At 66.8% G+C, this 14,496-nt stretch carries 10 protein-coding genes; 4 read left to right on the top strand and 6 right to left on the bottom strand.

The window, feature by feature from the left end; genetic code table 11:
- Positions 1–7 precede the first annotated feature (7 nt).
- A complete protein-coding gene (locus M1L60_RS14540) occupies positions 8–6,079 on the bottom strand; it encodes a polymorphic toxin-type HINT domain-containing protein (RefSeq protein WP_253237931.1) in 6,072 nt (2,023 codons plus the stop codon).
- Positions 6,080–6,190: 111 nt separating this feature from the next.
- Here M1L60_RS14540 and M1L60_RS48270 point away from each other — a divergent pair, with 111 nt between their 5' ends.
- Entirely contained in the window at positions 6,191–6,337 is a 147-nt protein-coding gene (locus M1L60_RS48270; protein ID WP_369077226.1) for a GntR family transcriptional regulator, read from the top strand.
- Here M1L60_RS48270 and M1L60_RS14535 read toward each other — a convergent pair.
- Positions 6,269–6,439, bottom strand: coding sequence for a hypothetical protein (locus M1L60_RS14535; protein ID WP_253237930.1), 171 nt, complete (start codon positions 6,437–6,439; stop codon positions 6,269–6,271). The two genes, M1L60_RS48270 and M1L60_RS14535, sit on opposite strands and share 69 nt — an antisense overlap.
- A 553-nt stretch (positions 6,440–6,992) precedes the next feature.
- Here M1L60_RS14535 and M1L60_RS14530 point away from each other — a divergent pair.
- Both M1L60_RS14530 and M1L60_RS14525 read left to right on the top strand, forming a co-directional pair.
- Positions 6,993–8,042, top strand: coding sequence for a helix-turn-helix domain-containing protein (locus tag M1L60_RS14530; protein ID WP_253237929.1), 1,050 nt, complete (start codon positions 6,993–6,995; stop codon positions 8,040–8,042).
- Positions 8,043–8,074: 32 nt separating this feature from the next.
- Positions 8,075–8,614 carry an HD domain-containing protein gene (locus M1L60_RS14525; RefSeq protein ID WP_253237928.1) on the top strand — a complete coding sequence of 180 codons (540 nt, stop codon included), beginning with the start codon at positions 8,075–8,077 and terminating at the stop codon, positions 8,612–8,614.
- 180 nt (positions 8,615–8,794) lie between these two features.
- Here the strand turns inward: M1L60_RS14525 and M1L60_RS14520 are convergent, their stop codons facing one another.
- The gene (locus M1L60_RS14520) at positions 8,795–9,313 is read right to left on the bottom strand and encodes a hypothetical protein (protein ID WP_253237927.1); all 519 of its coding nucleotides are present in this window, start codon (positions 9,311–9,313) and stop codon (positions 8,795–8,797) included.
- On the bottom strand, positions 9,310–10,071 hold the full coding sequence (locus M1L60_RS14515; RefSeq protein WP_253237926.1) for a DUF7662 domain-containing protein: 762 nt from the start codon (positions 10,069–10,071) through the stop codon (positions 9,310–9,312). The genes M1L60_RS14520 and M1L60_RS14515 overlap by 4 nt, the downstream gene beginning before the upstream one ends.
- A 205-nt stretch (positions 10,072–10,276) precedes the next feature.
- Between M1L60_RS14515 and M1L60_RS14510 the strand changes: the two genes are divergently transcribed.
- Positions 10,277–10,846, top strand: coding sequence for a DUF6642 family protein (locus tag M1L60_RS14510; protein WP_253237925.1), 570 nt, complete (start codon positions 10,277–10,279; stop codon positions 10,844–10,846).
- Between the two features lie 28 nt (positions 10,847–10,874).
- On the opposite strand, the gene M1L60_RS14505 is transcribed toward M1L60_RS14510, so the two are convergent.
- Together M1L60_RS14505 and M1L60_RS14500 are read right to left on the bottom strand one after the other, a co-directional pair.
- On the bottom strand, positions 10,875–13,004 hold the full coding sequence (locus M1L60_RS14505; protein ID WP_253237924.1) for a UvrD-helicase domain-containing protein: 2,130 nt from the start codon (positions 13,002–13,004) through the stop codon (positions 10,875–10,877).
- Complete coding sequence (locus M1L60_RS14500) at positions 13,001–14,455, bottom strand: serine/threonine-protein kinase (RefSeq protein ID WP_253237987.1); 1,455 nt, start codon at positions 14,453–14,455, stop codon at positions 13,001–13,003. Before M1L60_RS14500 ends, M1L60_RS14505 begins: the two co-directional genes overlap by 4 nt.
- Positions 14,456–14,496: the final 41 nt, after the last annotated feature.

Here is a 14,496-nt window from a genome sequence, read left to right as displayed (position 1 = left end):
TTGACCCCTATCGAGTGGGCAGATAAATGCCCCGGCCGAACAACTTGGTGTATTTGCTGTGCGACTTCCAGCCACTGTCGGTGGTCATGTCCCACCATACGTTCCGGGTCGGATCGTGGAAGTCCGGACATTCCTCGAAGAGGCTGCAGATGTGCAGGATCTTGTTCAGCTTCGGGTCCTGTTCCACCCTTCGCTTGACGTGCTCGTCGATCACTGCCCCACGGTGCATCTCATAGGCCGACGAACCTCTCTCGCGGCCCCTCTTGGCGATAGCGCCCCACACCGCGCCCTGCCGGCCCGGGCTCAGGCCGATCAGACCGTTCTCGAAGTCGTTGACGACCGCGTCGACGTGCTCCTGCAGGCGTTCCGTGATGGCCTGGGTCGTCATGCAGTTGTGCACGAGGACCTGGTTGTGGCCGGCCTTCACGTAGTACGTGTGCGTGTTGTCGACGGTGAGGTTGTAGACCTCGGTCTTGGCCTTGTAGTCGCGCGTGGCCTTGACCGCGACCGTACGCCCGCCGGTGTCCCGCAGCTTGTCGCCGGGCTCGAGGTCGTCGGCGATGATCCAGCCCCGGCCGGGACTGTAGAACTTGTGGCCGGCGGTAGCGGTGATCGTGGCGCCGGCCACGGTCAGTTCGACCAGGCTCTTGTCCCCGCTGCCGGTGATCGACGCGACGACCTGCTGGGGCTCGCTGAGGCCGGTGGCCGCGTCGGTGGCCTTCACCGTGTCGCCGGGCTCGACCTTTTCGATCGGCTTGCTGGTGCCGTCGGCCATCAGCACGAGCGTGCCGGCCAGGAACGAGTTGGACAGTCGCTTGCTCGCGCCCTTGGCGACCTTGCAACTTTCCTCGGTCGCCGACTTGGCCTTGTTCCGGACTTTGTTGACGGCGTTCTTGGCCGTGGCCTTGGCCTTGCCGCCGATGTCCTTGGCCGCCTTGACCGTGTTCTCGACCTGTTTCGCGGCACCGGACTTCACCGCCGTCACCGGCGCGTCGACCAACTTCTTGATCCGCTGCGGGATCGAGGTCAGCGCGTTCCGGGCCGCCTTCAGATTGCCGTACGCGTCGATGAGGCGCCGCCCCACGCCGACGGCCTTGATGGCGACCTTGGCGGCCTTGAACATCTTGCCCCACGGCACCGCCTGCAACGCGGTCGAGATGCAGGCGACGATGTCACCCTCGGTGATGCAGGCCTTGGCGTCGTTGAAGCCGACCAGATCGAGGATGAGGTTGACGATCTCGTCGCCGATCTGCTTGACGAAGCCCTCGGCCTCGTCGACCAGCTTCTTCGCGTTGAGCCACTCCGGGTTGTCGACCTCGACCATCCCGCCGTCGGGCACGGTGGCGTCGGTGGTGGCGGCCCCCGCGTCCGCGTTGTTCATGCGGTGCTCGGCCGCGGTGACGCTGCCGTAGAACACGCCGCCGCTGTCCGGGTCCTCGCCGGTCGGGTCGGTCTGGACGGTCGGGCGGGCGTTCGTGTACGAGTACGACGACACCGCCGGGTCGGTCTTGGGCTGGGCCACCGGGTCGGTGGCGTCGAAGCGGCCGGTGCCCGGGTCGTAGTTGCGGGCGCCCATCGCGTACCGGCTGCCCTGGCCGGCGTCCTGGTAGGCGCCGGTGTACTGCAGCGGATTGACGGGCGCGTCGGCGGTCAGCTTCGAGCTCTCGGTGACCCCGAAGGCGTCGTAGTCGTACGACCATTGCGGGGTGCCGTCGGCCGACACCACGCCGGAGACGCCACCGAGCCAGTCGTGCAGGTACGAGTGCGCGGTCGCCCCGGCCATCAGACCGAGCGCCTGACCGCCCGGGTTGTAGAGATAGCTGCGCTGCTGGGTGGTGCCGCCGCCGGTCTGCGACTCCGCGGCCAGGATGGCGCGCGGGCCGGCGCTGTCCCACGACCACTTCTGCACGATCTGGTCGGCGCCGGTGCCGGTGACGGCCTGGATCCGGTTGCCGACCGCGTCGAACGTGTAGTTGGTGGTCTTGCCGTTGACGGTGGCCGAGGTCATCCGGTGGTCGAGCGAGTACGTGAATTTGTCCGACCCGGCCCGGGTCTGGTTGCCCTCCTCGTCGTACGCGAAGGTCCGCAGGTTGGCTCGCGAACCGGCCGTCGCCTCGATGATCAGCTGGTCGGCGGCGTCGTACGTGTACTTGGTGAGCGTGTTCTCGCCCGGTGCGGCCACCTTCTTGGTGGTGCGGTTGCCGACCAGGTCGTACGTGTAGTCGGTCCGGGAAGCGCTCGAGCCGGAGCAGGCCTGCGCCCCGAAGCACTCCGCGGTCAGCCGGTCGGCCTCGTCGTACGTGTAGGCCGTGGCCTCGGTGCTGGTCGGCTGGCCCGGCTCGCCCTTGGTCTCGGTGATCCGGGTCGGGTTGCCCACCTTGTCGAGCACCAGGTCGAAGGCGCTGAGCGTGGTGCCGCCCTTGGTCGCCTCGATGCCGGTCATCCGGCCGGCCCGGTCGTACTCGCGGTTCTCGACGACGCCGGTCGAGCTCGGGTAGGTGGTCCTGGTCAGGTTGTCGGCGACGTCGTACCCGAACTCGTAGCGCGCGCTCGTGCCGCCCTTGCTGCTGGTCAGCGCCGTGACGCGGTCGCCGTCGTCGTAGTCGGCGGCGATCTTCGTGCCGTCCGGGTAGCTGCGGTCGGTGATGCGGTCCTCGGCGTCGTACGTGTAGCCGAAGATCTCGTCGCCGCGGGCGACCTCGGTCAGCCGCTCGGTTTTGTCGTACGTATAGGACTGCACCCCGGTCGGGTCGGCCGCCGCGGTGAGCTTGTTCTTGGCGTCGTACCCGTACGTGTAGAGGGTGCCGTTCTCGCCGAGCTTCTTGCTGGTCAGCCGGCCCACGTTGTCGTACCCGTAGAAGATCGTGCCGTCCGGGTCGGGCCGGCTCGGCAGCAGCCGCGCGGTCCGCTCCTGCACCACCTGCGAGTTGGCGTCGTAGACGTACTCCCGCCGGCGACCCAGCCCGTCAGTCGTGGCCTCGGTGCGCCCGGCCCGGTCGTACTCGGTGAACTTCGAGCGCAGCAGCGGGTCGGTGCGCCGGACCTCCTGGCCGTTCGCGTTGTACTGGAAGGTCGTGGACAGGATCGTGGCGTCCGGCCCGGTGACCGAGGTCAGCCAGTCGTTGTCGTTGTAGCCGTACCTGGTCGTGTGGTTGTTGGCGTCGGTCACCGCGGTCACGCGGTCGTTGGCGTCGAACGACTGCTTGGTCAGGTTGCCCAGCGGGTCGGTCACCGAGACCTGGTTGCCGGCCTGGTCGTAGCCGTACTTCGTGGTGTAGTCGGCCGGGTCGGCGCCGGCGACGTTGCCCCGCGGATCGGTGATCTCGGTGGGCCGGCCGTCGTCGTCGTACTTCCAGGTGATGACGCCACCGGTCGGGGTGGTCTGCTTGGTCGGGTTGCCCACCTCGTCGTACTCGATGCCGGCATTGCCCCCGCCGCCCGGCGAGGAGCTTCCCGTACGCCGGTTGGCCCCGTCGAACGTGCTCGTCAGGGACTCGCCGTTCTCGTCGGTCATGCCGACGACGTTGCCGTTGTTGTCGTAGCGCACCGAGGTGCTGTTGCCGAGCTGGTCGACCTGCTCGTTCGGCCGGTCCAGCGAGTCGAACGCGGTGTCCACCTTGACCCGCGTCGCGTCCGAGCCGTAGGGCCGGTCGGCCTGCACCAGGTTGCCGTTGAAGTCGTAGTGGAACGTGCTGGTGAACAGCGCCTTCTGGGCCGCGTCGGCGTTGCCGATGGGCGCGACCTCGGTGGCCACCCGCCCGTTGGCGTCGTAGGTCCAGCTCGTGGTGAGCTCGAGCCCGCCCGGGTCGAGCGTCATCGACTTGCGCCGGCCGGCCGCGGTGTATTCCGTGGCGCTGACGTTGCCGACCGGGTCCTTGGTGAGGATCGGGCGACCGGCTTTGTCGTACGTGTGGTGGGTGTTGCCGGCCAGCGGGTCGGTCTCGACGGCGAGCTGGCCGAGCTCGTCGAAGGTCCAGCGGTACGGCAGCAGCTTGCCCGGCTTGCGCATCTCGACGATCTGGTTCTCGCCGTCGTACTCGTACCGGGTGCGGAACTTGTCCGGGTCGGCCCCCGACACTGTGCCGCGCGGGTCGACGACCGAACTCATCCGGCCCGTCTTGTCGTACGTCATAACGGTTTTACGCCCGGTCGGCATGCTCTCGGACGTCCGGTTGCCGTCGGCGTCGTACGTGTAGGTCGTGGTTTTGCCCCGAGGGTCGGTCCGCTTGACGACCTGGCCCTTGCTGTCGTACTCGTACTGGTAGCCGGTCTTCTGCTCCGGGTTGCGCTGACTGGTCAGCTCGTTGAACTCGTTGTACGTGTAGATCCACTTCTGCCCGCGACCATCGGTGTACTGGGTCTGGTTCCCGCGGTTGTCGAAGTCACTGGTCTGGGTGAAAGAGAAAGGCTCGGGCGCCGTACGGGTCCGCGGGTTGCCGTCCGCGTCGAACGCGGTCGACTCCTGGTTGCCCTTGGGGTCGACGACGAGGCTCTTCTGCAACTTGCCGTCATAACGCGTGTTGACCACGTCGTTGTTGGCGTTACGGCTGAACAGAAGCACGTTGTCGCGGTAGCCGTCGACCACCACGACCCCGTCCGGGTCGGTGGTGGTGGCCCGCTGCTGCCCGGCGTCCCAGGCGAAGGTGGTGACGCCGTTGAGCGCGTCGGTCTGCTTGGCGACGCGACCGGTGGCGTCGTACTCGTTGAGCAGTTGGCGGGTGCCCCGCGGGTCGTGCACGGTGGTCAGGCGCCCGGCGGCGTCGTAGCCGTAGGAGGTGACGCTGCGGCGGGCGTCCTGGGTCTTGAGCAGGCGACCGTCCTGGTAGTCGAACTGGGCGCTGCGCCCGTCGGGCATCGTCACCTTGGTGACCAGGCCCAGGTCGGTCCGGGTCTCGAACTTGACGACGCGGCCGCTCGGGTCGGTGACGCGGTCGAGGGCGCCGGTGCTCGTGTAGGTGAGCGTGACGCCGTCGCCGCGCGGGTTCTTGACGGAGACGAGCTTGCCGGACGCGTCGAAACTGAGGACTCGTCGGTCAGGCGGGGTCAGCTGCCAGCCGGTGTCAGTTTTGGCGAGCTTTGCGCGTACGCCGGCCGGGGCGCTGTAGGTGCCGTCCGCGCCACCGGTGTAGACGGCTTCGGCGCCGTCCTCGGCCCGCACCCGCGCGGCGCCGCCGTCGGCGGCTACGATGCGGACGTCGTACGAGGAACTCCAGCCCGGCCCGAAGAGGCCGCGCGCGGTGTTGCCGGAGGAGTAGTAGCGGGCCAGCCGGAACGGAATGCCGAAGCTCGGCATGGCGAAGTCCTGCTCGACCCGGGTGTACGTGCCGGTGCCGGTGTTGACCATCTGGCCGCGGAAGGCTTGAGCGCGGACTGTGGTGCCCAGGACGGTGGCGCAGCCGCAACCTACGGCCTGGCTGGCCGGGACTGAGGGTGGCGTCTCGACCCGCCGGGGCTTGGCCGGGGCGGACTCGGGGCTGCTCAGCTCGCCCTCGGCGGTGGCCACGGTGACGGTGACTGTGTAGGTGCGGGCGGGGTCGAGGACCCAGCCCTCGGCGGCGCCGAAGCTGCGGCAGTAGGTGGCTGGGAAGGAGCAGATGTTGAGGTCGGCCTGGGTGAGGTCGACTGAGCGCTGCTCGGTGGCCGACTCGACGTCGCGGACGGTGGCCCACCAGCGGTCGGTGGGACCGATGTCGGCGTTGAAATAGACGACCAGCGAGGTGTCGCCGAGCAGATAGCCCGGGCGGACGATGGGCTGGGTCGGTGGGGCCAGCTGCGCGTTGAGGCGCAGGGTTTTGACTGTGGCCTCACGCCGGTCGGCCTTGGCTGTGGTGGCGGCCTTCTGCGGCTTACCCGCGGCTTCGGTCGCCGGCGGGACGGGCTCGGCCGCCTGACCGGCCGGCAGACCGTGGTTCTTGGTGGCCTCAGGCGGCAGCCCGCGGTCGACCGGGCCCGCGCCTGGTGGGGCGGTGGGCGCCCTCTCCGCGACAGCGGCATTGGACGGTGACGGCACGGCCAGCATGGCCGCCGTGAGGATCGGGATGGCTAGATAGCACAGCCTGGAGCGCTGCGGCTTTCGCATGGCATTCCCCCGTGGATGCGATGGCAGTCCGCCCCACCCTTCCCCCATTGATAGATGTCAATCAATGGAACGAACGGTTCGGCCTGCTCCCCCGAACGCCCTAGGTAGGCGATGCATCGTTCACTCCGAAACCAGCTGGTCCAGGAGCACGGCGTCGCCCGCGGCACAGCCCGCAAGTCCCTCCAGCTACTACGCGAACGAGGCCTGGTCGTCACCGTCGTCGGCCGCGGCACTTTCGTCGCCCCCGCTGCCGAGTAGACGACCTGCCAGCCCCAGAAATCGCTCGTGCAAATCGAACGATCCCGTTGCGGAAAGATCATCGACCGCCTCGGCGAAAAAGAATCCGAGATAGACCAGCAATGAGGTGCGGTCATCCCGATATTCGGATCTCAGCGCAGCGCGTTTGACGTCACACGGCCACGGATGCCCGCAATCCCGGCACCTCCAGCCCGGCCGATCCGGCATATGCACAAGATCACTACCTGACCCGGCGTGCATTGAGCAACTCGGGCCGACTCGCTCCGGGACGCCGCACCGGCAACCGCAGGCTCCGCGAGAAGATCGCGACGGCGCTCTCCCTGCGCCAGCAGGGCCCCGCCGACTCACAGGCCAAGCAACGGCCGGTGGCGCTCGAGGTGACGTGCTCGTCAAGAACCGCCTGAGCCCTACTGAGCAGCCGGTCGGCTGAGATCGCGTAATACGTATCCCCCGTCATCCAACCTCACCTCCCTCTCATGGCGATTTCTCGCACTGCTGAAAGGACGGTACGATCGGCAAGTCGTGAGTGGAACAGACTGGCAGTACAGGTCAGAGACACACGGCAAAGCGATTCCGGGAGGACTTCTTGACGCGCAATTCGGCAACTCTGACTGACAGTCAGGGTTCGCGCGCGTCAGGGCTTATTTCGGGTTCCGTGCTGCGCCTGGCCCGACAATCGGCCGGGTTGACCCAGGAGAAACTCGCGGAAGTGCTGGAGGCTGACGTCACCACCATTCAGGGGTGGGAATCGGGTCGCCGGCCGCTCTCAGCCGTGAGCGCCGGCGACTTCCTTCGTTTGTGCAGCCGACTGTCGCGGCTGGGCGCTCCAGCCTCGACCGGGCTGCGCCTTCGTGAGGCGGTCGAGGCGGATCAGGTGCTCGCCACCGGCGTCACGGCCGGCGCGGCGTGGGTGAGCCCTGACAGCCATCCCCTGGCGGCCAGTGTCCACCGCTGGACGATCACGAATCTGATCCTCTGGCCGATCCTCAGCCGGACACCGCAGCATCTGCAGGAGTTCGTGCCACTCGTCGCACGACGTGGTCCCACACCCAGACATCCCGCACTCGGTGCCGAGGAACGCCAGCGGTTCCTCGACCACCTCCTGACGATCGCCGAGCGCGCCCGGCACAACGATGAAGCTCTTCTCCGCCGGCAAGCGGTCTACCTGCTGGGCTTCGACGGTCGGCCCGACACTGTCGGATGGCTCCGCCAAGAATGGGATCGGGCCGGACGCAAACGACCAGCCGATGGCAACATCGCGGAGCTGCTGGAGGCGCGCTCCGCCTCGGTCGCCTTGGCCGTGGCGGGAGACGGCACCCATCTGCACGACTTCGTCGCCCACATGACACATCAGTCCCAGCAGGTCGCCAACCTCAATTACTGGGCCTACTGGATCGGTGAGCTGAGCGCCGACCAGACCAACGACACATTCATGTTCGACACCGACACCCGCTCGTGGACCGGCATCCGGCTCCTCGATCACCTTCTGAAGCGACTCGACCCGGCCACTTCACACCTGCCGTTGAACCTGTCGACGCTGCACACCCTGATCGCTTCCCGGCCAACCCTGATCAACGACGCACCGGCCACGCGCGCGACGCTCACCGAGGTCCTCGATAGGCTCGCCTCCAGTGACACCCTGGGTCGCAGCGGACGAAACCAGCTCGCCGGCCTCCAGTACGCGGTGCGCATCGCCGACAGGTAGAGAGGGACCCCGTGGCAGAGGACGCTGAAGCCTTGGCCGGATTCGGCTACGAACTCGGCCTGCTCAAGCGCATCCGCCGCTCCGGCTGGTGGCATATCGGCGTCCGCGACCCCGAATCGGTCGCCGAGCACACCATGCGCGCCGCCCAGTTGGCCGCGCTGATCGCAGCCGAAGAGGGCGCCGATCCCGCCCGAGCCGCCTTTCTCGCCCTGTGGCACGACACCCAAGAGACCAGGACAGGCGATCTCCCCCATACAGCGACCGCCTACCTGACCAAGCCCGACCCACGCCAGATCACGGCCGACCAGACCGCCGAGCTCCCTCCCCAGTCCCAAGAGGCCGTCCGCGGCGCCGTCGCCGAGTACGAGGCGCGCGAGACCCTCGAAGCCCGATGCGCCAAGGACGCCGACAAGCTCGAGATGCTCCTTCAAGCCGTCGAATACCGCGAAACCGGCGTCAGCCGAACGGAAGGCTGGATCGACTCCGCCCGAAAGAGCTTCCACACCGAGACAAGCCGCAAAATCGCCGAAGCCGCGGTCACCCTGTCCCCGCTCTCGTGGCGCGACCGCTGAATCAGCGACGCACTACGTCGACGAGGTCCGCCTTACCGAGAATGCATCCGGGCCACCGGCGCTTCACGTACGCCACCGACCCGGTGCCGCGCTCCGCGCACCGCAGTGCTTTGGTCGGCGGCACTGAAGTGTGGCCGGACTTCGCTTTATGAAGCGTGTTCGCCGACATGGTCCGATCGGTCACGCGAGAAATGGCGGCAGCCAAACTCGCATATCCAGAGCTCGGAACCTATCGATGTCGTTCTGGATGGCCAGCCAGTTCGCGCGAGTGAACTGCAGCTGCTCAGCCTGCCGCGGATGACGTTTGCCGAGCGCTGCGCAGACAGGTTCCAGGTTCTTGGGGAAGACGACGACGCCGGCGATCTCGAACTTCACGATGATGACCAAGGCATACTGATCGACCTCTGAGATCAGGTGCACCAGATGCTCGTTCACCCATGCCGGTCCGGTGTTGGCCAAATAGCGCACCTGGACCCTCTGCCCATCGGCCAACACAAGATCGTGCCCGGCTTGAACTCGGCTGTTGGCGAGTGTGCCTCCCATCAACGCATGCACAAATCGCTCACTGAATTCCGCGAGCGGATCGCGGTTCGACATCGGCACGCCAACCTCAGCCAGAAACCTCTGCCGGGCCGGCCGGTACGCGTCAAGGGCAGCCGCCAGCTCTCGAGCCGTCGGTGACTTTTCGGGGCCAGTCATCCGAGGTTCACAATGTCCGCGCCGGCACCAGCCATCTCGTGGACGAGCGCCGCGTTCTCCCCTAGCAACCGGCCCGCCTTGTGGGCCAGGCTCAACGGTTGCTCCACATCTTTGAACCACACCGTCGCAGCGGTGGCGACGGCAACCTCGACCTTCCCACCGACGGCGAGGTGCGCCCGCAGAAGCGCGTTGATCCGCAGGCTGGTCTGCTGGCTGGGCCCGGGATTGCGATAGTTGCCGGCCAAACGACGACGAAGGTTGTCCGTCTCGCCAACATAGATCTGCGGACGCCTGCCGGTGACACTTCCGGTGAGGGTCAACCGATACAACCCCGCGGTCTGCTCGAGTCGCTCGAAGGTCAACTTTCCCTGGCCGTCAAGGACCACTGTCCCGGCGTCACACCACTGAATTCGCACCCTCACGTCGACCGGAGCGCCGACCGGCGCTCGTTCGACCGGCGTGGCCTGTGGCTGACCGACGCCGGCGAGGGGAACCCGGCCTCGGTCGTGGTAGGTCTCGCCGCGGGCAAACCGCACCCGCCGCCGGAGAAGCCAGACATGGTCGACATGGAACCCGGCGGCACGCCACGCCAGCGCCTGGCTCTGGCTGCCGTTGGCCCACCACTGCCGCAGATCCGCCGACTGCGGCAATCCACCGACAAGACGGCCTACGTCGTCGAAGTCGAACTCGACGATGTCCTGTCCGCGCCCCTGAGCGGATCTCAGAGCCTTTGTAAGTGGCTCATACTTGCCTGCCATCGAGACCTCCCCGCTCGGCAGTCTGCCGCGCCGCGCTTTCTGGGGGTACCCGCCGGGCACCTGAACTTAAGAATCGCGCCTCTCAGCCGTCAATGTGCCCATGGTTGGGGGCGATGACCAGGCAATCTCCCCCATCGCCCAAACCACCTGTTGCGCCCGCTGCGGATCGTCCAATAAGGTCGCAATCTCACATCGGAAGGCACTCATGAATGGGATATTTTGCGTCGAAGGGCAGTGGCACCGAAGCCTGACGGACCGCAGCTCGGTTCTGCCGACCCTGGAGCTTCTTGACAGACTGAAAATGTGCTCGTTCATTCACAAGGATGTTGCGACTCCTGAGGAATTGCACTACTTCCTCAAGCGCTGGACTGAGCGTCGGTATACTCGGTTCAAGGTAGGCTACTTCGCGATGCACGGCGAGGCGAGCCGACTGTGGGTCACCGACCAGAGTGCGGTTGAACTTGATGCGGTTGCCGAAAATCTCGAAGGCGGTTGCAAGGGAAAGCGCCTGTATTTTGCCAGCTGCTCGGTCATGCGGGCTTCTGACGCGGTTCTGACCAACTTTCTCGAGGTCACAGGCGCGGCGATGATCTGCGGGTTCGCTCGAGACGTCGACTGGATGGAGGCTGCGTCTTTCGAGCTGGTCTTGTTGAACCATCTCGTAAACGGAAATCGGGTCGATGCCGCCGAACGCACGATGCGATCTCAGCGCTGGGCACCCCTCGCGGATCATTTAGGATTCCGGATCCACTACGCCAATGGCCGCGTGGCGTAGTTTCGGACTTGTCAGCAGCGCGGCCAGGTCATTGCCTATTGCCGGGAAGAAACGGACTGGGCGTTCCATGCCAGAAGATGGCCAGGTCGTCCCGTGCTCGGGTAGCTGCCACGAACAGCAACGACCGATCTCGTTGTTGTTCTCGCTTGAACCTACGGGGGTCAGCATCCCGGTACCGGTTGATCACCTGACGCGGAACCAGGCCGTCGGAGACTCCTGCGATGATAATCCTCTGATATTCGAGGCCCTTGAACCGGTGCATCGTGCCGACGTGAACTCCGTCCGGGCGCTTCGGGCCGTCCGGGCCGATCTCGACCGAGTCGATACCTTCGGACTCCAGCGTGGCGGCCACGTCATTGGCCAGTTCCTTGGTCGGAACGCAGACGGCCACGGAACCATCCAGCGGCATGCTCCACTCCGCGAGCTGAGCCGCGATCAGTTCGCGTTCTTCCGACCACGTGGACGCACCACAGAGAATCGGCGAATCACCTCGGAGCAGCGAGCGATAACCGGCCAGGTCCTCCTGCCCGCCGTCGAGGTCGTCGTAGGTCTCGCCACTCATGATCTGCATCGCAGTGGCGAGGATCTGCCGCGTGGTCCGGTAGCTCAGCGTCAACCGGGACGAGCGACCCCGAATGTTGATTCCCAGGCTGCCCAGCGTCACTTGGTGGTCGTATATCCGCTGGTGTGTATCGCCTGTGAGGAACATGTCGTCCGGCGCGGACGGGGCCATGGCGCGCAGCATGCGCCAGTGGGCGGCGCTGAGGTCCTGGGCCTCGTCAACGACGACATGCCGGAAGCGGCGGGATCCGGCTTCGGCTTTCGTCGTCTCCAGCGCGGCCGCTCGAACCGCCACCTGTCGCCAGGTCCAGGAGTCCTGAGCCGCCAGCCAGCGGACGAAACGCTCGCTGAGTTCCCACACCTGGTCGCGCTCGATCCGGGTGAGGTTGCGGCCCCGATACGGACGCCGGGCTCTGAAGTAGGCGGTCCGGGTGGCCAAGGCCTGGCCGAGAATGACTTGCTCCCACTCCGACGCGAGGAAGTCCGCGTCCCAGGGGGTCTCGCCGACCTCGGTGGTCAGGAACTTGCGCCACAGTTGCGGCACCTGACCATCGTCAAGCTTTCGTTTGGGGGCGCCCGGGTCGAGCTCGGCCACGACGCGGGCCGCCAGCCGGTCGACGTTGATGACCTCGACCCGGTTCAGGACAGCGTCGCCGCCGAGCGTCGACAGCCGAGTTCGGAGGTCCGCGGCGAGGTTGCGATTGAACGTGGTCAGCAGGATCGGCTTGTCCGTGCCGGCCGGTAGCTGCTGGGCCAGGTGGACGACCCGGTGCAGGGCCACGATCGTCTTGCCGGTGCCTGGGCCGCCGCCGACCCTCGCCGGGCCGCTGTACCGGCGCTCGACCAACCTGCGCTGGGTCGGATGCAGGAAAACCTGCCAGCTCGAGAACGACTCAGCCAGCATGAACTTCAGCGCTTCGTCGTCGGTGGCGACCTGGCTGACGGGTCGGCGCACGGCGGCCTCAAAGTCCTCGACATCGACCGTTTCGCCGGCGCGGACCGGTTGGGTGATCTGTTCCAGCACCTCTTCATAAGATCGCCCGTCGAAAAGCGCGAAGAGGACGTCGACCGTGAGCTGCGGCGCCCGGTCCAGCAACGTCATCAGGTCGTCCTCGCCCACCAGCTGCCGGATGCGGGGAAGCAAAGGTTCGGACACACCGAGGGTGACGAGCTGCGCATCGGTGAAGTCGGCGAACAGCGGCTTGTCGCCCGGCCGCAGCGCACGGCCCACGATGCTGTCTCCGACCGGTTGCAAGTCGATCGCGTCGAGGTCGACGATCTCGATGCCGCCGGTGATCCGGTTGATCTGATACGCGTACTTGCTGAGGTCGTCGTAGACCGAGCCGCGATGGTCTACCCCGATCAGCAGGTACTCGCGCTCACCCACGTGCAGCAGCAGAGCTCGGAGATCACGCTTCACTCGCGCGGACATCAGCCGGCTGTCGCCGTGCAGCATCTTGAGGTTCAGGCCAGGCTGTTCCGGATTGTTCCGGAACTTGTGCATGAACTTGTAGACGGCACCGATGTCGGCTGGCGCGAGCTGCAGGATCTCCCGTTCGGCTCGCTCGATGATCAGCAGTGACGCCTGGTCGCTCATGATTCGACCCCTTCGGCGTGCGTGCTCCGGGCCAGCAGAAGGTCTACATCGCTCAACTCCGCCGAATCCGGATCACTCGCCCGGCGCAGGTCGGCGGCGAGACCGGTGAAGGTATGCGCCGCCTCGGCTCGCCGGCCGGCCCCCAGCTGCAGCAGGCCGATCTCTTTACGCAGGCGAAGGGATCGCGGGTCCCCGTCAGCGAGCAGAGCGGTCAGCCGGCTCATGGCCTGCGCCGATTGCCCGGTCTCGGCCAGGCAGATCGCCTCTCGGTAGAGGCAGTCGAAGCGGGAGTCGCCGGTCAGGTCGGCGGCCAGCGCGTGGAACACCGGCGCGGCCCGACGGAAGTCGCCGCCCTCGAACAGGGCCGCCGCCAGCGCCTGACGTACCTCGATCACCTCGGGGTCGGTGTTGCCGAAGGCCCGGCGCGCGTTCTTCTCGACGGGGGCCAGGACGGCAGCGGCTTGATCGAACCGCGATTGACCGGTCAGCCGCCGGGCGTCGGTCCGCGCCCGCACGAGATCCTGTCGGGTGACCGGAGGCACAGGCTCGGTCGCCGGCACAGACTCGACGCGAGGAGCCGGCACGACGGCGGAGATCTCGGGCCGGCTCAGCGCAGCTGCATAGAGGCGGGCCGGGTCGCGTCGAGCCTCACGGCTCAAAACGCCGTCAAGCGGACCGAGGTCGGCAGCGAACGGCAGCAGCCGTCGATAGACCTCCTCCGCCTCGGCCGGACGGTCCTCGGGCCTCTTCTCAAGCAGTTGCAGAACCAATTGTTCGAGTTCGGCGGGGACGTCCGAACGGAGCGATCGCAACGGCTCAGGGGTGTCGTGCACCTGCCGTAGCATGATCGTGTAAGGGACGGAACCCGGAAACAGCCTCTCACCGCTGAGCATCTCGTGCAGAGTGCACCCCAGCGCGTAAAGGTCGGTGGCTGGCTCGCTGTGATTGGCCTCCACCTGTTCAGGAGCCATGTAGGCCGGGGTGCCCACGTACTCCCCGGTCTGGGTGATCCGAGAGTAGTCGGCCAGCGTGGGAGCGACCGCGAGGCCGAAGTCGAGCACCTTGACGGCGCCGTTCGGCTCCAGCATCAGGTTGGCCGGCTTGAGGTCACGGTGCACGAGAGACTCGCGGTGGGCAACAGCGAGAACGGCACAGATCTGAGCCGCAATGGTCGCAGCCAACCCGATGGGCAGCGGCCCTTGCTCGGCGACGAGGTCGGCCACGCTGATGCCGTGCACTCGCTGCATCACGATGAACGGACGTCCGTCGTCGACTCCGACGTCGTACACCGCCGGTACGCCCGGATGGGCGAGCCGGGCCGTGATCCGGGACTCGCGGCGGAACCGTCGCCGGATGTGATCCTCGTCGGCGGTGCCGCGAGGCAGCCGCACGAACTTCACGACGACCTCGCGGTCCAGTTTGGTGTCGCGGCCGGGCCACACCTGGCCCATGGCGCCGCCGGGGAACGGAAGGCTCTCCAGCTCGTAGCGAC

Source organism: Paractinoplanes aksuensis, assembly GCF_024137025.1.
Lineage (GTDB): Bacteria > Actinomycetota > Actinomycetes > Mycobacteriales > Micromonosporaceae > Actinoplanes > Actinoplanes aksuensis.
The sequence above is the reverse complement of the archived record's forward strand: the minus strand, read 5'-3'. Positions and strand labels throughout refer to the sequence as shown.

What these genes read in the sequence shown, in the direction of transcription:
- M1L60_RS14520 (WP_253237927.1), bottom strand. Translation starts at nt 9,313, where the DNA reads ATGACTGGCCCCGAAAAGTCACCGACGGCTCGAGAGCTGGCGGCTGCC.
- M1L60_RS48270 (WP_369077226.1), top strand. Translation starts at nt 6,191, where the DNA reads ATGCATCGTTCACTCCGAAACCAGCTGGTCCAGGAGCACGGCGTCGCC.
- M1L60_RS14505 (WP_253237924.1), bottom strand. Translation starts at nt 13,004, where the DNA reads ATGAGCGACCAGGCGTCACTGCTGATCATCGAGCGAGCCGAACGGGAG.
- M1L60_RS14510 (WP_253237925.1), top strand. Translation starts at nt 10,277, where the DNA reads ATGAATGGGATATTTTGCGTCGAAGGGCAGTGGCACCGAAGCCTGACG.
- M1L60_RS14515 (WP_253237926.1), bottom strand. Translation starts at nt 10,071, where the DNA reads ATGGCAGGCAAGTATGAGCCACTTACAAAGGCTCTGAGATCCGCTCAG.
- M1L60_RS14500 (WP_253237987.1), bottom strand. Translation starts at nt 14,455, where the DNA reads ATGGGCCAGGTGTGGCCCGGCCGCGACACCAAACTGGACCGCGAGGTC.
- M1L60_RS14540 (WP_253237931.1), bottom strand. Translation starts at nt 6,079, where the DNA reads ATGCGAAAGCCGCAGCGCTCCAGGCTGTGCTATCTAGCCATCCCGATC.